The 16,437-nt window shown below is 47.9% G+C and carries 18 protein-coding genes; 12 read left to right on the forward strand and 6 right to left on the reverse strand.

Going from position 1 to position 16,437, the window contains the following annotated elements; all coding sequences use genetic code 11:
* Positions 1 to 21 precede the first annotated feature (21 nt).
* Together AM231_RS00390 and AM231_RS00395 are read left to right on the forward strand one after the other, a co-directional pair.
* On the forward strand, positions 22 to 729 hold the full coding sequence (locus AM231_RS00390) for a PIG-L deacetylase family protein (protein ID WP_054400817.1): 708 nt from the start codon (positions 22 to 24) through the stop codon (positions 727 to 729).
* 408 nt (positions 730 to 1,137) lie between these two features.
* The gene (locus AM231_RS00395; RefSeq protein WP_054400818.1) at positions 1,138 to 1,752 is read left to right on the forward strand and encodes an alpha/beta hydrolase; all 615 of its coding nucleotides are present in this window, start codon (positions 1,138 to 1,140) and stop codon (positions 1,750 to 1,752) included.
* A 245-nt stretch (positions 1,753 to 1,997) separates the two neighbouring features.
* On the opposite strand, the gene AM231_RS00400 is transcribed toward AM231_RS00395, so the two are convergent.
* Positions 1,998 to 2,705 (reverse strand): hypothetical protein, encoded by a 708-nt coding sequence (locus tag AM231_RS00400; RefSeq protein ID WP_054400819.1) that lies wholly within the window; start codon positions 2,703 to 2,705, stop codon positions 1,998 to 2,000.
* 295 nt (positions 2,706 to 3,000) lie between these two features.
* Between AM231_RS00400 and ilvA the strand changes: the two genes are divergently transcribed.
* Positions 3,001 to 4,269 carry a threonine ammonia-lyase IlvA gene (ilvA, locus tag AM231_RS00405; protein ID WP_054400820.1) on the forward strand — a complete coding sequence of 423 codons (1,269 nt, stop codon included), beginning with the start codon at positions 3,001 to 3,003 and terminating at the stop codon, positions 4,267 to 4,269.
* A gap of 127 nt (positions 4,270 to 4,396) precedes the next feature.
* Here the strand turns inward: ilvA and AM231_RS00410 are convergent, their stop codons facing one another.
* Both AM231_RS00410 and AM231_RS00415 read right to left on the reverse strand, forming a co-directional pair.
* On the reverse strand, positions 4,397 to 5,335 hold the full coding sequence (locus tag AM231_RS00410; RefSeq protein WP_054400821.1) for a hypothetical protein: 939 nt from the start codon (positions 5,333 to 5,335) through the stop codon (positions 4,397 to 4,399).
* Between the two features lie 126 nt (positions 5,336 to 5,461).
* A complete protein-coding gene (locus tag AM231_RS00415) occupies positions 5,462 to 6,124 on the reverse strand; it encodes a DUF1129 family protein (RefSeq protein ID WP_054400822.1) in 663 nt (220 codons plus the stop codon).
* 316 nt (positions 6,125 to 6,440) lie between these two features.
* Between AM231_RS00415 and AM231_RS00420 the strand changes: the two genes are divergently transcribed.
* From AM231_RS00420 to AM231_RS00430, 3 genes are all read left to right on the forward strand, one after another.
* Positions 6,441 to 6,695, forward strand: coding sequence for a hypothetical protein (locus AM231_RS00420; RefSeq protein ID WP_054400823.1), 255 nt, complete (start codon positions 6,441 to 6,443; stop codon positions 6,693 to 6,695).
* Positions 6,696 to 6,844: 149 nt separating this feature from the next.
* A complete protein-coding gene (locus tag AM231_RS00425) occupies positions 6,845 to 7,672 on the forward strand; it encodes an alpha/beta hydrolase (protein WP_053489891.1) in 828 nt (275 codons plus the stop codon).
* 77 nt (positions 7,673 to 7,749) lie between these two features.
* Positions 7,750 to 8,526, forward strand: a complete 777-nt coding sequence (locus tag AM231_RS00430) for a DODA-type extradiol aromatic ring-opening family dioxygenase (protein WP_054400824.1) — start codon at positions 7,750 to 7,752, stop codon at positions 8,524 to 8,526.
* A 75-nt stretch (positions 8,527 to 8,601) separates the two neighbouring features.
* On the opposite strand, the gene AM231_RS00435 is transcribed toward AM231_RS00430, so the two are convergent.
* The 3 genes from AM231_RS00435 to AM231_RS00445 all read right to left on the reverse strand — a co-directional run bounded on the left by AM231_RS00435 (position 8,602) and on the right by AM231_RS00445 (position 10,741).
* A complete protein-coding gene (locus AM231_RS00435; RefSeq protein ID WP_053489889.1) occupies positions 8,602 to 9,144 on the reverse strand; it encodes a DoxX family protein in 543 nt (180 codons plus the stop codon).
* 266 nt (positions 9,145 to 9,410) lie between these two features.
* The gene (locus AM231_RS00440) at positions 9,411 to 9,935 is read right to left on the reverse strand and encodes a DoxX family protein (protein ID WP_053489888.1); all 525 of its coding nucleotides are present in this window, start codon (positions 9,933 to 9,935) and stop codon (positions 9,411 to 9,413) included.
* Between the two features lie 263 nt (positions 9,936 to 10,198).
* A complete protein-coding gene (locus tag AM231_RS00445) occupies positions 10,199 to 10,741 on the reverse strand; it encodes a DoxX family protein (RefSeq protein ID WP_054400825.1) in 543 nt (180 codons plus the stop codon).
* Positions 10,742 to 11,166: 425 nt separating this feature from the next.
* Between AM231_RS00445 and AM231_RS00450 the strand changes: the two genes are divergently transcribed.
* From AM231_RS00450 to AM231_RS00475, 6 genes are all read left to right on the forward strand, one after another.
* A complete protein-coding gene (locus tag AM231_RS00450; RefSeq protein WP_054400826.1) occupies positions 11,167 to 12,294 on the forward strand; it encodes a DUF3048 domain-containing protein in 1,128 nt (375 codons plus the stop codon).
* A gap of 228 nt (positions 12,295 to 12,522) precedes the next feature.
* Positions 12,523 to 13,137, forward strand: coding sequence for a DUF47 domain-containing protein (locus AM231_RS00455; RefSeq protein WP_053489885.1), 615 nt, complete (start codon positions 12,523 to 12,525; stop codon positions 13,135 to 13,137).
* A 15-nt stretch (positions 13,138 to 13,152) separates the two neighbouring features.
* Positions 13,153 to 14,142 (forward strand): inorganic phosphate transporter, encoded by a 990-nt coding sequence (locus AM231_RS00460; protein WP_053489884.1) that lies wholly within the window; start codon positions 13,153 to 13,155, stop codon positions 14,140 to 14,142.
* A 109-nt stretch (positions 14,143 to 14,251) separates the two neighbouring features.
* Positions 14,252 to 15,208 carry a magnesium/cobalt transporter CorA gene (gene corA, locus AM231_RS00465; RefSeq protein ID WP_054400827.1) on the forward strand — a complete coding sequence of 319 codons (957 nt, stop codon included), beginning with the start codon at positions 14,252 to 14,254 and terminating at the stop codon, positions 15,206 to 15,208.
* A gap of 112 nt (positions 15,209 to 15,320) precedes the next feature.
* Entirely contained in the window at positions 15,321 to 15,803 is a 483-nt protein-coding gene (locus tag AM231_RS00470; protein WP_054400828.1) for a hypothetical protein, read from the forward strand.
* A gap of 183 nt (positions 15,804 to 15,986) precedes the next feature.
* Positions 15,987 to 16,352 (forward strand): YrhK family protein, encoded by a 366-nt coding sequence (locus AM231_RS00475; RefSeq protein WP_053489881.1) that lies wholly within the window; start codon positions 15,987 to 15,989, stop codon positions 16,350 to 16,352.
* Positions 16,353 to 16,437 lie beyond the last annotated feature (85 nt).

Consider the following 16,437-nt stretch of genomic DNA (forward strand, 5'->3'; position numbering starts at 1 on the left):
GATCAAAAAGGAGAGATTGAATTGACGGAAGCACAGCAGCATCATATTTTGGCGATCGGCGGTCATGCGGGCGATATGGATCTGACGGCCGGAGCTGTTATTGCAAAATATACGCAGGCCGGCCACAAAGCGACGTTTCTTCATTTAACGCCAGGCGAGAAGGGACATCCCCGTCTGACGCCGGAGGAGTACGCAAAGCAAAAGTTTGATGAAGCGCATCAATTTGCCGACATCGTAGGTGCAGACGTTCGATTCCTGGCGTATAAGGATGCCGAGCTCCCGCTGGATGAGGAAGTAAAGTATCAGGTAGCTGACGTTATACGGGAAGTGAAGCCGGATATCATCATCACGCATTGGAAAGAAAGCATTCATAAGGATCATTCCAATACGCATTATATCGTGGAGGATGCAAGGTTCTACGCGGGACTTAAGACGATTGAGCGAGAGCTTCCGGCCCACTATGCCCAGCATTTATACTATGCGGACAATTGGGAGGATCCCTATGACTTTCATCCCGAGGTATTTATCGATATTCCGGACGAAGCTTATGAAAGCTGGGTGCGGGCCATGAATGTGTATGCGTACGCACGCGGGGAAACGTATGGCTTCCCTTTTATCGAATATTATAAGGCACTCACAATCGTGAGAGGAGCTCCCGTGAATTTCAAGCGGGCACAGGCCTTTGCAGTTCCAAGGGGAGCGCTCACTAAACGATTACAGTTTTTCTAATTATATGAAGTTATAACCAGTCAACTGGAATAAAAGCTAATGAAATCACAAATAAATTGTGAGAAATGCCAAAATATCCACTGACATTGCAAACATCTTTTGATATAATGGAGGATGTTACGGGGGAACACGCACGGAATCATATAGAGAACACAATAAGAGAGGAAGTCTTCCATTACTGGAGGCTTCCTCTCTTTTATGTTGGTTAGACGGGCGGTCTTTCGAGAAGGACGGACAACTGTTGCTTTTTTTGAAATCCGTGGTATTATTTGATTAAAGAATCTTAAATTTAAGATAATTTTTTATCCTTATTCAGTCTATGGATTAGGAATGATTCGGGCAATCTAGGGTTGGTACGACGCAGGATACGTCGATAGAAGATAGCAGCGAAAGGAGATTGATAGCATTATGGAACATAAGCATATTTACCGCCAGGGAACATCCCCTGAGGCACCCACTTTGTTATTATTGCACGGTACAGGAGGGAATGAGCAGGATCTGCTGCCGCTGGCCGACATCTTATCACCAGCGTCGAATGTGCTCGGGGTTCGCGGTAACGTCCTGGAGAACGGCATGCCGAGATTTTTCCGCCGGCTGGCTGAAGGTGTATTTGATGTAGAGGATCTCGTGAAACGCACGCGGGAGCTGAATGAATTTTTGGACTGGGCAGCTGCTGAGTACGGCTTTGACCGGAGTCGCATTGTAGCGGTTGGTTATTCGAACGGGGCTAACATCGCTGCCAGCCTGCTGTTTCACGAAGGAGATGCCTTGCATGGAGCTATTCTCCACCATCCGATGGTTCCGCTGCGGGATAAGGCATTGCCGGATTTGGCGGGTATACCTGTTTTTATCGCGGCCGGCAAACGTGATCCGATGTGTCCTCCACAGGAGAGCGAGGATCTGAACGAGCTGCTGAGTGGTGCAGGCGCGGACGTGAAGCTGCATTGGGAGAATGGAGGGCATCAGCTTAGCCGTACAGAGGTTGAGATGGCTGCAGCCTGGTTTAAGGAGAAGTTTCAATAATATTGACTGAAGATACATCACACTGACATGTCTTGGTATGGCGCAATCGACGATCAAGCTGTAATGGAAATACGGGGAGCATGGAGATCGGATAGCACGAGATCAGATACGTTTCCAGACGAAAGCCGGGGTTCCTCTGCCCCGGCTCTTTGTGTTGCTTTGTATGTACTATCCCACGCTCTAAGCGAGCAGTTCGAATACGATGTCTTGCCAAATCTACCCATTTCAACCGAGAGATGAATGCATTATTTCGTAAAATAGGAACTGGTCAGAGGAACAAACAGGGAAGTGCCCGGACCTTCATCAACGATCTCCACAAATATAAAATCGGCAGCCGATACATCTACGTCTACGCCGACCAGACCATCTTCAGCGGCCAGGGATACTTTTTTGAGCGTTGAGTTGTCGTGGTCCATGATTACGATTTCTTGCTTACCGCCAACCACGGCCAGCTCAAGATGCAGTTTGGCATATTTTTTACCCGTCATGATCTGGAAGCTGTTGCCTTGTTTGGCCGAATCGGTATGTAAATAAACGTCTTTATAATCTTTGCCTTTATAAACTGTATCGCTGGAATCTTTGGTATGCCAGGCTGATGTCCCCAACACGGAGGCTCCGAGAGAGCTTAATGATAAGGGACTAGCGGTCTCGGTGGAGGATCCGTTCTTGCTGCCAATCAGTACGGAAGAAGTTGCGGTATCATAGCGAATGTCAATATCCATCAGATCGCCTACAGCTCGTACAGGCAAGTACGTCGTACCGTTATAGGTGATCGGCAGTACGGTTTTGCCGTTTGCGTCTTTCGGTGTTACCACGGTACCGTTTAACTTCAGGGAAATCTTGCTGTTCAAATAGGCCGTGATAGGCTCCAAAGCGGACGATGCCATAGCGCCTGTACCAATCCCCAGTGTGAGCGTACCTGCCAATAACCCGTACAATACCTTCTTCTTCATCCAAAAATCCCTCCCAAAATATAGGTTAACTTTCACGCTTTATACAATTAAATTAATAAAGTGTTAGAGGGAAGTCAAGACTTTTTATAGGGAGCTTCGATCCTCCCTGACTATGAGAAATGACAGCTGAGTGTCCGGATTATACTTGCTGTAAAATGCGCTCTTTTTCCGAAAGGATGTCAGAAAAGGGCGGGATAATTTCATGAAAAGTGTTACAATGATAGAAATACGTGAATGAGGGTGGCGTTCAGATCAACGTTTACCTGGCAGCGAAGTGGGAGTGTGATCTAAGAGAATGGAAGATACGTATACGACAAAACGGGCAGTCAGCATGGAGGACATTGTACGTGCACACCATGTGCTTCGCGAAGTGATCGTACGGACACCGCTGCAGCGGGATGCGGTGCTGTCGGCGAAGTACGACTGCGAAGTATATCTGAAGCGCGAGGATTTGCAGGTGGTTCGCTCCTTCAAGATCCGTGGGGCTTACAATATGATCCGCAGCTTGTCGGAAGAGCAGCGGAACGAAGGAATTGTGTGCGCGAGTGCGGGAAACCATGCGCAAGGGGTGGCTTTCTCCTGTAATGCACTGAATATTAAAGGCAAGATATTTATGCCAAGCACGACCCCGAATCAGAAGGTCAAGCAGGTGAAGCGTTTTGGAGGGGGATTTGTGGAAGTCATTCTGACAGGCGACACCTTCGACGATGCTTATGCTGAAGCGATCAAGGCTTGCGATGAGTACGGCATGACCTTTATTCACCCGTTCGATGAAGCGAAGATTATCGCAGGCAACGGTACCATCGGGATGGAGGTTATGGAGGACCTGGATTCGCCGGCTGATTATATGTTTGTAACGATTGGCGGCGGCGGTCTGGCGGCAGGCGTGGCCACCTATGTCAAAACGGTCAGCCCTACGACGCAAGTCATCGGCGTTGAACCGCTCGGCGCGGCATCCATGATCGAATCGAAGAAACAGGGCCAGGTTGTCACCATGCACGAAATCGACAAGTTCGTTGATGGTGCGGCCGTTAAACGGGTCGGGGAGCTGACTTATGATATTTGCAATGACCTCCTGGATGACATTGTTATGGTTCCGGAAGGCAAAGCTTGTACAACCATCCTGGAGCTGTATAACGAGAATGCCATCGTGGTCGAGCCTGCGGGATCGCTAGCTGTGGCTGCGCTTGATATGAACCGGGATCAGATCCGCGGCAAAACCGTCGTATGCATTATTAGCGGCGGCAATAACGATATCGACCGGATGCAGGAAATCAAGGAGCGTTCCTTGATTTATGAAGGCCTGAAGCATTACTTCATGATTAACTTCCCGCAGCGCGCAGGTGCACTCCGCGAGTTTCTGGAGGATGTGCTGGGTCCCGATGACGATATCGCGCGCTTCGAATACACAAAGAAGCACAACAAGGAAGACGGGCCTGCGCTTGTAGGTATTGAGCTGCTGCGGCCAGAGGATTACGGTCCATTGATTGAACGGATGCAGCGCAAGGGATTGGATTATACGGAGCTTAACAAGAATATGAACCTGTTCAATCTGCTGATCTAAGTTCAGGCAGCAGGACGACTGTAAGAAGAAGCCGGATTCCCATCGATGGGAATCCGGCTTCTTCTTTGGGTGTCATAGCTGGAGTATCATGCCGTCGTTAAAGTGAGGCTGGATGCTTGTCTTCTTTTTAATCGAGTGGAACCGCTTTGGCGCGATATTGCTCCACTTCCTGGTTCAGCTTGTCCTTGTTGTTCTCAAGCACATCGGACCAGGATTTCAGCTTCTTCAGCAGCGAGCTGTTAGAGACGGCCTCACTGTTCTTAAGCGCTTGATCTAGGGCTTGGCGGGCTTCCGGATCCAGGAGATTGTCTTCGTATTTAAATAATGGCGTATTGTTGTATCCGTAAAACAAGCTCGACTCGGTAAAATGCAGCTTCAGCTTCACGTCCGCCACCCGGTTTGATTTGGGATATGTGTTGATAAAGGCTTCTTGGGCAATTCCCCGTTCAATGACTTCGGACCATGGGATTACCAGGGCCGCATCACTGACCGCAGGCTTCTCGGATTCCACGATCATGATATCGATATAAGCCTGAGCATCCTTCTGGATATAAGGTTTGTAGGATTTAAAGGTCGTATAGTCGATAATCGGGTAGACTACGCCCTCGGACGTATGGAGTCTGTAGCCGCTGTCGCGCAGGTTAATAAGCTCCTTTCGAAGCGTTTCATCCTTGGTTTTGTTAAGGGTGGTCTGAATTGGCTCCCCATATTTGTACAGCTTCATCAGTTTATCTTGAATGCCAATTTGAAACACATGCTCAGTTTTTGCCGACAGCGCATCTTTGGCTGCGTTCTCCAGCCTGAGCACCAGCATGGTAGCCTGATAGGGGGTGACGCTGCGGATGTGTTTGGTAATATAAGACTTCGCATACGCCACGTCTGCTTCTTTTAACAGCTTATTTGCTTTGGCGTACACGGCATTGCCGAAGGCCGTAGCTTTGCTGGAAAGAGCGGCAGTCCCCGTTTGGGGAACGGAAGCGGGTGCAGCGCTGGCGATAACGCCGGTCTGGACCGATAGAGCAAGCGCAAGGATAGCAGTTATCGCAGTTTTGCTGGATTTGGACATTAATATTCCTCCCTTACCACACATTACCTTTATCCTACCATTTTCGATAGATTTGTAGATGACAATCAACTAAAAAATATTAAAGATTTTGTTATCCACTCATCACAATTTCATGACGAAACTGTATTATTTCGTCGAAAAAAGCAGTTTTGTTCCAGTAAGCCCAATTAGGAATATGAATAGACTGACCCATGGTGCAATGACCAGAACGGGCAGATGGCGTCCGAGCCATACGCCCGCGACGAGAATCAATACTGTAATTGCAACATAAACTCCGATGTTGCGCGCACTAATCTTGCGCTGGGCTGCTTCGGGTTTAAAGGCGTCACTCTTCATCCATTTCATTAGGACATGAATCAACACATAAGCGCCCCCGGCAATGAGGATTAGTGTAGAAATACGAACTTGCGTCATTCGTTCCACCGGGCCGCCGGCCCACATCGTAACGAACCCAACGATTGCCTGTACGAAGAAGAACCAGGTCAAGGCAATCCAGGGGATCATGAGATGGTATTGCAGAGCACTGAGGCCTTTTCTTTTCGGCAGCCGTTCGATCTGCTCCTTGCAGTAGGATTCGAGATCGTTGCCGAAGACATCCTTGGCGTCCTTGCCCTTATCTTGAGCATCCAGCAGCCGCCTTGCCATTTCGAGCAGCAGTTCCTCGCATTGCCGCTCCTGTACAGCGCTGCTGCGTATATAGACAACCATGTCCTGATAATAACTAAGATTGTCGGGTGTCATGGCATCCTGAAGCCGATTGTTCTCCTTAATCATCTGTCTGATATTCATTGTGACTGTCCTCCGCGGGTTAATTGTATATCTAAGCTATAGCTACTAAGCAAGGTATTTAAGGTTAATTAGGTGATGCATAAGAGATGAAAGCGAATGTCCCCCTTATATCGAAATAAGGGGGACATCTGTCTGCCATCTTGTTATGCAATATATCATAGGCAGAGAACCCTTGCAAAGCATGCTGGATTGAAAGGTCTATGGCATATTTATGAACCTGGTATAATTTCTTGTCTGCTATTTCACAATAATAAGCATTCCGGGTCGATAGACGATCCCCTTGAATGATTCAGGGCAAAGAAGGAGGATTTCTCAGGTGGAAGCTAATTATTTTGATGATGAATTGCATGGGGGAGAAACTGCGCGAGCTAATGGTCAAGAGGTTGTCACTGGCAGTCGTGAAGAGAACGGGGCATTTGCCCAGTCTGAAGGAGGATTGACCTCCGAAGGTGAGGAATCCGATTTGTCCGCATCATCGTTATGGGAGAACGATCCTGTCGGAAAGACCTGGATGAATGATTGGAGCGGGCGTGAAGAGACCCACGCAATGTTCCGACAGAGCTACGAGTAAAATCGGAAGTTTCTAAGTGCCATCCTGCTTGCTATTTGCGTTGACAATCCATAATGGCGATGCTAAGATAAGTTTAATTAATTCATATTAAACTTATCGGAATTATATATATTATGATGGCGGCGTATGATCGCAAGGAGGAATTTGGCATGGAACGGCAAATCACCATTCGACATAATCAAGAGGAACTTACAGCGACAATCCATTACCCATTACAAGAAACGGCTCAAGGTGACCGATGCCATCGGGTCCCCCTGGTCATTATCTGCCACGGGTTCGTCGGAAGCCGGATCGGCGTGGATCGGTTGTTTGTCAAAACGGCGCGTGAATTCGCCCGAGATGGCTACATGGTAATCCGTTTTGATTATATCGGATGCGGAGAGAGCTCGGGCCATTACGGAAGCGAGGGGCTGGATTCGATGATTGCCCAGACCCGTTCCGTCCTCGATTATGGACTTAGCTGCGCCGATGTTGATCCTACGCGCATTACATTAATCGGACATAGCCTGGGCGGCGCCGTCGCTCTGCTGACTGCGGTCCGTGACCGGCGGGTGAAGAATCTGATTCTGTGGTCGGCTGTAGGTTATCCGTTCAATGATATCGTCAAAATCACAGGCCGCGATGTATACGATGCTTCGGTGAAGGCGGGTTCTGCCGATTATCTGGGATACGGTTTTACGCCGGTTTTCTTCGATTCGTTGGCTCAAGGGCAGCCTTTTCAGGAAGCAATCAAGTTTACAGGTGATGTGCTTGTGATCCATGGAACCTCGGATGAAGTCATTCCGGTGGACTACGCTTTCTTGTACCAAAAGGTGTTCTGGATGCGTCAGGAAGGGCGCTGCGATAAGGAGATCATATTTCAGGCTGACCACACGTATTCGGCGGGGCCGCAGCGCGAGCAGCTTCTTCAGCGGACCCGGAATTGGCTGAACGATCAGGAGAACCAGCAACAAGAGTGGCAGCACTGGATGATTTAAGCAAGTGATTTGGCATAATGGGCGATTTAGCAGTACAATAGAGTTGTCCCTTGATTTTGAAGCTGGAGGTGGCATCGATGACGTTACCTGCTTTATTTATTGCCCACGGTTCGCCGATGATGGCCCTGGAGGACAACGAATACACCCGCTTCCTGGAGCAGTTGGGACGGGAGCTGCCTGTACCTAGAGGCATAGCGGTATTTTCTGCCCATTGGGATGATCCGGATCAACGGCTGACCGAAGACGCCAAGCATGGCACGATGCATGATTTTTACGGATTTCCGGAGGAAATGTACCAGATTACGTATCCGGCCCCTGGAAGCGCTGAGCTCGCAGCTCAGATTCGTAAACGCTTTGAGGCAGGAAATTTGTATGCCAAAGCCGTAACTGGCCGCGGATTGGACCATGGAGTGTGGGTCATTCTGCGAAAAATGTACCCTGATGCGAATATACCGGTGGTGGCCTTGTCCGTGGACTCCAAGCGCTCGCCAAGCGAACAATATTCCATCGGTGCGATGCTGTCCGATTTGCGTCAAGAAGGTATCCTGATCATTGGAAGCGGCGGTTTGGTGCACAATCTGCGGATGGTGCATAAGAGCGATGAGCCTGATGAGTGGGCGGCTGCATTCGATGAATGGATCGCGGAGCAGCTGTCGGAATGGAATCTTCACCAACTGTTTGCGTATGACAAAAAAGCACCACACGCCAGTGATGCTGTCCCTTCCTACGGACGGGAGCATTTTGTTCCCTTGTTCTATGCGATGGGTGCTGCTGATCGTGGCCGCAAGGCCAAGCGATTGTTTCAATCTTACCAATATGGCAGTTTGAGTTTGAATTGCTGGTCATTCGAATAATAAGAAGCCGGGCTTGTGTTACAAGCTCGGCTTTTGTTGTGTAATGTATGAATTCTAACTCAGTTCGTTATCGGATCAAGCTGTTTGCTTTTTAAGCGGTGTATGGGTAGTGCCGCCATTATGATCGGTTTTATGCGTCATTTTGTTCCAGAGGCCGCGGAGATAAGGGAGTACCCAGTGGTCAAGCCCGATTTTACCAGCATTGGCAGCAGCGACGACGATCAGCACTTCAAGCAGCAGCATTTGAGCGTTGGTGCTCACGGTGCCCGAGAAGAGGAACGCGGCGTTCATGACCAGTCCCATGAGGGCAGCGAAGGTAGTGAAGGTACCCAGGATCAGTCCGACACCGACCAGGAACTCACCGAGCGGGATGAGGACGTTGAAGAATTTCACGCCGGGCAGTGCTGCATGTTCGAGGAACGCTGCCCACCAGCCTTGTACAGCGGGATGGTCACCTGTAGCATTGGCAATCGCGCCTTGCAGGAAGCCGCCGGCATCAAAGCCACCACCCGTCAATTTACCCCAGCCTGCCGTCATCCATTCATAACCGAGATAAACCCGGATAAAGGTCAGAAGCCACATTGCAATTTTGTTGTTTCTCAGCCAGTTGTTAAACATATAAACCACTCCTTAGATGACTTAATAGATGTTGTAATGAAGTTACGAATACGATGTTTCTTATGTTCATGTTGTCGACTCTTGTTGCCTGGGGAAGTGATCACCTTCTCTATGTCTTTATTATAAGTGAAATAAATCACAATATATGTGATTAAAATCACAATTATGATTAAATTCATAAAAAAATTTACATACCTATGGATAACGTCATAAAAAACAATAATTCGGATGACCGGGATGGCAGGTCTCGATCATCCGTTCATTGTTCAGACGGCTTGATTCTGCAAAGAGGATGGTTCACTGCTGATTTTTGCTTTACGTGTGAGTTTGTGCTGGAGGTAAGGCATGAGCCAGCGGTCAAATCCGATTCTGCCGCTGTTGGCAGCTGCAAGAATGATCAGAAATTCCAGCAGCAGGAGCTGACCGTTGATGCTGATGGATCCGGAGAAGAGGAAGGCTGAATTCATGACCAGCCCCATGAGCGCTGCGAACACGGTGAATGTGCCGAGGATAAGGCCAAGTCCCACGAGAAACTCACCTATCGGGATGAGGATGTTGAACCATTTGACGGCCGGCAGTGCGGCGTGCTTCAGAAATGCGGCCCACCAGCCTTGAACGGCCGGGTGATCTCCAGTGGATTTGGAGATGGCACCTTGCATAAATGCGCTTGCATCAAAACCTTTCGTTAACTTGCCCCAGCCGGCGGTCATCCACTTATACCCGACATACACCCGAATGACCGTAACGAGCCACATGGCAATCCTGCTTGACTGAAACCATTGAATAAACACTCGCACCACTCCTCCATGAGTAATCATTCTCTTTTTGTTTTCAGATTTTTGTAAATTTGAAATTTGCAAGAGCGATGAAGCTTAAAAAAATAGCAACAATCTATTTGATGTCGCTTCTTCACAAAATATTCATAATTACATAAATCTGTATTTACATACAGTATTCTCAATGTTCGAAATGTGGCATGGGTTACTGGCATAAAAAAAGATGATGGAAAACCCGGAGGCTCTCCATCATCCATTAGTTTATTCAGGGGTGTATCTTACGCGATCCGCTTTTTAAGCGGTGTATGGGTAGTGCCACCTCGATGATCGGTTTTATGCGTCATTTTGTTCCAGAGACAGCGAAGATAAGGGAGTACCCAGTGGTCCAGACCGATTTTACCAGCGTTGGCAGCAGCGACGACGATCAGTACTTCAAGCAGCAGCATTTGAGCGTTTGTGCTCACGGTGCCCGAGAAGAGGAACGCGGCGTTCATGACCAGTCCCATAAGGGCAGCGAAGGTAGTGAAGGTACCCAGGATCAGTCCGACACCTACCAGAAACTCACCGAGTGGGATGAGGACGTTGAAGAATTTCACGCCGGGCAGTGCTGCGTGTTCGAGGAACGCTGCCCACCAGCCTTGTACAGCGGGATGGTCACCTGCAGCATTGGCAATCGCGCCTTGCAGGAAGCCGCCAGCATCAAAGCCACCACCCGTTAATTTACCCCAGCCTGCTGTCATCCATTCATAACCGATATAAACCCGGATGAAGGTCAGAAGCCACATTGCAATTTTGTTATTTCTCAGCCAGTTGTTAAACATATAAACCACTCCTTAGATGACTTAATAGATGTAATTTTGATGAATAGGTTGAAAGCTATGTTGCTAATCTTGTTTAAAACCGTCGATGTTGTCGATTCTTGTTGTCTTGGGAAGTGATCACCTTCTCTATGTCTTTATTATAAGTGAAAAATTTCACATTACACGTGAAAAATATCACAAAGTTGTGAACATTCCAGCATTATCCTCGAGTTTGGCAAGCAATCGCCTGGCCTGACAAGGAATCCGGAGCCGTAAACCAAGTAAAAGCAGGATAATCATTCCACTGTGGCCTCCTTTGTTTGTAAAGACAAAGCAGGAATTTTGTGATTAAATGTAGTTTAAAGTTGGAAATAAGATTGGCAATATAGGGTAAGTGGTCTGGAATATTAGGGTAATAAGTATTGAGAGTATTAGGGGGAAACCAGATGCAAAGCAAAGGGTCTTTCAGGAAAATGGCATGGAGGACAAGCTTGTTGTCCATAGCGACGGTTCTGCTGCTGTCCGGATGTGGCGGGGGGAAACAGCAGGTGGAGCCGGCTCCGCCAACTGAGGTGGAGGCACCGATTGATGAGCCGGTAGAAGTGCCAGAAGAGAATACTTCTTCTCTATATCAGGCACCTTTAACTGGCATGCCATTAGAAGAATCACTGTCACAGAGGCCACTGGCCGTTATGATAAATAATGCACCTGCCGCCAGGCCCCAGTCGGGTCTGGGACAAGCCGATATGGTGTATGAAGTTCTCGCGGAGGGAGGCATCACGAGACTGATAGCTATCTATCAGAGTCAGAGCGGGATTGAGAAGATTGGACCGATCCGCAGCATTCGTCCGTATTTGATTCGTCTTGGCGAGAGCTACGGCGGTGTGCTGGTACATGCAGGCGGCAGCCCTGAAGCATATTCCATCATTCAGAAGCAGGGTAAGCAGGATCTGGACGAGATTGGGAACGCGGGTGCCTATTTCTGGAGAGATAAGGACCGCAAAGCACCTCATAATTTGTATTCGAGCGATGAGAAGCTCCGCGAAGGCGCGGTGAAGCTCAATTATGGCAACGATGTAAAGGTGCCGCAATATCCATTTTATTCGGAGACAAGCGCGGCTAGCGTCGATGGGGCAGAGGGCACTGAACCCGTGGAGATTGTTTCCGGTGAGCCTGCAGATAAGGTAGAAATCAAATTTTTACTTAACAATTATATCGTGGGTTATGAGTATGACGGCTCATCCAATACGTACAAACGGTCGATCAACGGATCGCCGCATGTGGATCTGAATGACAATACACAGCTTGAGGCAGCGAATGTAATCGTGCTCGGCGCGGATCATAAGGTTCTTGATGATGTAGGCCGGCTGGCCGTGAACGTGGAAGCAGGCGGAGAAGCGATGCTGTTTCAGCGTGGAGAGGTCATCCATGGACAGTGGGTCCATGCGGCGGATGATGCGATCCGCTTCGTGAAGGACGGTAAGGAAGTCACGCTGGTTCCAGGAACGACATATTTTAACATTGTACCTAATGATCCTTCGTTTGATAGTCATGTGACCATCTCGAATCCTTGATAAATGGAAGGTAAATCTGGATACTTTTTGGAATAATATGTACGCATCCGGAGATGTTAATAGGCAAGGAATGGTCAGGGTTTCCACGCAACTTCTTTTTTGTTAGTTTCTTACATTTTTGAATGTTACTTTTCTATACACACCCTGCCGTGATGTGATAAGATAGTCAAGGTTGTCTATCTTTATTACAGCGTTCGCGGCAATTTATCCAAAAAAGGGGTTAAGAGTATGAAGTTGAAGAAAAAGGATATATTCTTCCAAACGCTGGAGAATATGGCCGATACGGTGGTACAAGCCGCAGATTATTTTTCGCAGCACGTTTCCAATCTTCAAGATGTGCTTGAATTTGCCAATGAAATGAAAAAATACGAGTCCCAGTGTGATACCTACACGCATACCATCATTACTGAGCTCAACAAAACGTTTATCACGCCAATCGAACGCGACGATATCATGGACCTGACAACCAGCATGGACGATGTGATGGACGGATTGGAAGCAACGGCATCTCGCTTCTATATGTACAATTTGGGGAAACCTGACGAGTACATGGTACAGTTTGCCGAAATTCTGCGTCAATCTGCTTACGAAATTCAGAAGGCCATTCATCTGCTCTCGCAGAAGAAACTTCTGGCTATTCGTGAGTACACGATCCGCTTGAACGATCTGGAGAACCAAGGCGACGAGCTGCTGCGCATCTGCATCAAGGATCTGTTCGCCACCGTCTCTGACCCGATTCTGCTGATCAAGAAAAAAGAGATTTACGAACGTCTTGAGACGACCACGGACACCTGCGAAGACGTGGCAAATATGCTGGAATCCATCATTATGCGCAACTCGTAAGGGAGTCTTTGAACAATGGATACAACGATGTTAGTATTAGTGATTGTTGTTTTTTTGGCGCTTGCATTTGACTTCATTAACGGGTTTCACGACACGGCGAATGCCATCGCGACGTCGGTATCCACCCGGGCTTTGAAACCGCGAGTAGCGATCCTTCTTGCAGCCAGCATGAACTTTATCGGTGCGATGCTGTTCACTGGAGTTGCCAAGACCATCGGAGGCAGCGTTGCTGACCCTACCAAGCTGGATAACGGGATCGAAATTGTTATTGCAACATTGCTTGCAGCCATCATTTGGAACCTGGTTACCTGGTGGTTCGGACTGCCCTCTTCCTCATCGCATGCTCTTATCGGGGCTTTGGCAGGGGCGGTATTTGTCGGAGCAGGAAGTGACAAGCTGAATTATGCCGGATTTACGGATATCGTCTTGGCGCTGGTCCTTTCACCGATTATTGCATTTGTGATCGGTTATCTGGTGATGCAGCTGCTGAAGATTATTTTTGCCAAGCGGAGTCCGCATACGGTGAACAAAGGCTTCCGCACCATGCAAATCTTCACTGCAGCACTGCAATCCTTCACGCATGGTACCAACGATGCACAGAAGGCGATGGGTATCATCACGTTCGCGCTGGTAACCTCTGGCCAACTGACCGAGATGGAAGTACCGCTCTGGGTTAAAATTTCGGCAGCGACCGCAATGGCCCTCGGAACGTCCGTAGGCGGCTGGAAGATTATCAAGACTATGGGTACCAAAATCTTTAAAATCGAGCCAATCAACGGGTTCGCCGCTGATTTCTCGGCTGCCTCTGTTATCTTCTCGGCAACGCTGCTGCATTTGCCGATCAGTACGACACATGCGATTACTTCGGCGATTCTCGGCGTAGGATCCGCTAAACGCTTTTCCGCCGTTAAATGGTCTCTGGCAGGGCGCATTGTTGTGACTTGGTTTATTACGATTCCAATTACGGCTGTACTGTCAGGAGTCATCTTTAAAATATTCTTCTAAACATGAATTACTACACATAGAGAATGGATAGTTGTGGGGCCAATCAGGAAACGATTGGCTTTTTTTGTGTAATAAAAGATATAGCTCATGAGAAAGGAGATATTCTATCATGATTCGGACGCTGGCTATAACACCAAGCCATGAGGTGGTCACCGGGCTATCGCTTGAGGATATCCGCATGGACGATTATGCCTGGATCTGGGCAGATTTTAACAATCCTACTCCGGAAGAAGCACAGAAGCTGGAGAGTTATTTTCACTTTCATCCGCTGGCGGTGGAGGATTGTCTGCATACGCTGCAGCGGCCCAAGATGGATTATTACGAAGGAATGCAGTTTTTTGTTCTTCATGCGCTTCAGTCGGATACGCTCCAGGCTGTTGAGGTGGATCTGTTCCTGTCCGAGGCGTTTGTAGTCTCCTTTCACCAGCAGCCGCTGACCGAAATAGATGAGGCATGGGAGCGTATCGTTTCGGCTGCTAACAAGAAGGCGCTGGCGAAGGACGGTCCGAGCTTCACGGCGTATACCATTATGGATAAGCTGGTTGATCAGTATTTCCCAAGCCTCTTCGCTATCGAGGATGAGCTGGCGGATCTGGAAAGCCAAGGGGAGAAAGATTCGGTAGAGATTCTGATGAACCAGGTGTTTGCTTTGCGGGCAAGGCTGCTCCGCCTGCGGCGGACGGTTGTGCCGATGCGGGATCTGATGTACCGGATCGTGAATTCGCAGCATTTGGAGCATCATAAGCACCATGCTTATTTTTCCGATATATATGATCATCTGCTGAAGCTGTCGGATATGATTGAAGCCGACCGTGAGATGACAGCCGATCTTCGTGACAGTTACATATCCGTCAATTCTGACCGTATGAATACGATCATGAAAACCTTGACGGTCATCACAACCATCTTCATGCCGCTTACTCTGATTGCCGGGATTTATGGGATGAACTTTGTGAACATGCCGGAGCTGCACTGGCATTATGGATATTATTTGGTGCTGGTCCTGATGTTCGTGCTTGGCGCGGGCATGGTGGTGTGGTTTGTGCGCAGGGGCTGGTTTAAATAAGAGGGGAATGCGGATGTTCCGATCAGTTGAGTAAATACTAAAATAACCAACTTCTAGCGCTTTATGGGTGTTAATTATAAGAGAACCATGAAGAAGCTAAGGAGATGGAAAAATGAAGGCCAAATTTATAGTTAGTCTTATAGCTGTAGGCATTATAGCATCTGCTTTAAGTTATGCGAGTGCAAATAATGCATCGAAACTACCCGAGGATCCAAGGACCGAGGCAATTGCTGTCGTAGAAAGATATTTTAGTGATTTACAAAATGGTAATTTTGAAGATGCAGTAAGTATCTCTGATAATCACATGTATAAAGATGAGAAAACTACTTTGGAAAGAACAATCTTAAATAACACTCACAATCATGTAGAGGATTTTGAGATTATTTCAGTGAATGACACTGATCCTAGAAGTGTTAAAGTCTCTGTGAAAGTAGAAGAATCGGAAATTGGTGAGCTCCCACCTGTAACGTATGATGTTGATTTCAAGAACGGTAAATATAAATTGCAATTAAGGACAGTGATTATTGATATGAACCCCTCTTCCCCAACCTATAAGGAAGTGGAATATAATAAGAATGTTCAACAAGTGGATTAGTGTAACACGTAATTTTTGATATGGATCCTGAAAATGGGTGAGTATAGAATTGAGCTTTATGGTATAGAAGAAAACTGCCCATAACCTGTCTCTCTATGAGCGTTCGACTTGTGCTTCATGCCGATTAACTATCGTTTCTTGTTCCTCCTTAAGGGGTAAAGGCTTGCTGAGGAGGGACAGCATATGAAACTCGGGCTCAAACCACATCACAAGAAGCGTTCATCGCGTCAACCAGATGGGCCATTGCGTTCCCGGCTGCTTCGCTTTGCAAGGATAAGAGAACGAAATCAAAACCGCAAACTCGCTGTGACAAATCGTTACGAGGTAGGCATGGTCATCAGCGAGATCCTGACGGGATTGTTGTTTATTGCTGGGAGCATTCTCATGTTCTATCCCCAGATGAAGAGAATTCCGACAGTTCTGTATTTGTTGGGAAGTATTACAATGCTGCTGCGTTCCGGTTTGCGTGGCTCTTATTGGTTCCAGTTCAAATCACATAAGCATGTCGATTCTGCTGAAACCGATTCTGAGGGAGACTGGACACGTTGAATGGATATCTGATATGAACGAAGAGCAGGCTCCAGTCCAAAAAGACAGACTGGAGCCTGCTGCATGATGTATGTTGTTGCCCTGC

It is taken from the genome of Paenibacillus solani (assembly GCF_001277345.1).
Classification (GTDB): Bacteria; Bacillota; Bacilli; order Paenibacillales; family Paenibacillaceae; genus Paenibacillus_AQ; species Paenibacillus_AQ solani.

What these genes read in the sequence shown, in the direction of transcription:
- AM231_RS00435 (WP_053489889.1), bottom strand. Translation starts at nt 9,144, where the DNA reads ATGTTTAACAACTGGCTGAGAAACAACAAAATTGCAATGTGGCTTCTG.
- AM231_RS00395 (WP_054400818.1), top strand. Translation starts at nt 1,138, where the DNA reads ATGGAACATAAGCATATTTACCGCCAGGGAACATCCCCTGAGGCACCC.
- AM231_RS00460 (WP_053489884.1), top strand. Translation starts at nt 13,153, where the DNA reads ATGGATACAACGATGTTAGTATTAGTGATTGTTGTTTTTTTGGCGCTT.
- AM231_RS00475 (WP_053489881.1), top strand. Translation starts at nt 15,987, where the DNA reads ATGAAACTCGGGCTCAAACCACATCACAAGAAGCGTTCATCGCGTCAA.
- AM231_RS00410 (WP_054400821.1), bottom strand. Translation starts at nt 5,335, where the DNA reads ATGTCCAAATCCAGCAAAACTGCGATAACTGCTATCCTTGCGCTTGCT.
- corA (WP_054400827.1), top strand. Translation starts at nt 14,252, where the DNA reads ATGATTCGGACGCTGGCTATAACACCAAGCCATGAGGTGGTCACCGGG.
- AM231_RS00415 (WP_054400822.1), bottom strand. Translation starts at nt 6,124, where the DNA reads ATGAATATCAGACAGATGATTAAGGAGAACAATCGGCTTCAGGATGCC.
- AM231_RS00455 (WP_053489885.1), top strand. Translation starts at nt 12,523, where the DNA reads ATGAAGTTGAAGAAAAAGGATATATTCTTCCAAACGCTGGAGAATATG.
- AM231_RS00430 (WP_054400824.1), top strand. Translation starts at nt 7,750, where the DNA reads ATGACGTTACCTGCTTTATTTATTGCCCACGGTTCGCCGATGATGGCC.
- ilvA (WP_054400820.1), top strand. Translation starts at nt 3,001, where the DNA reads ATGGAAGATACGTATACGACAAAACGGGCAGTCAGCATGGAGGACATT.
- AM231_RS00470 (WP_054400828.1), top strand. Translation starts at nt 15,321, where the DNA reads ATGAAGGCCAAATTTATAGTTAGTCTTATAGCTGTAGGCATTATAGCA.
- AM231_RS00445 (WP_054400825.1), bottom strand. Translation starts at nt 10,741, where the DNA reads ATGTTTAACAACTGGCTGAGAAATAACAAAATTGCAATGTGGCTTCTG.
- AM231_RS00400 (WP_054400819.1), bottom strand. Translation starts at nt 2,705, where the DNA reads ATGAAGAAGAAGGTATTGTACGGGTTATTGGCAGGTACGCTCACACTG.
- AM231_RS00450 (WP_054400826.1), top strand. Translation starts at nt 11,167, where the DNA reads ATGCAAAGCAAAGGGTCTTTCAGGAAAATGGCATGGAGGACAAGCTTG.
- AM231_RS00425 (WP_053489891.1), top strand. Translation starts at nt 6,845, where the DNA reads ATGGAACGGCAAATCACCATTCGACATAATCAAGAGGAACTTACAGCG.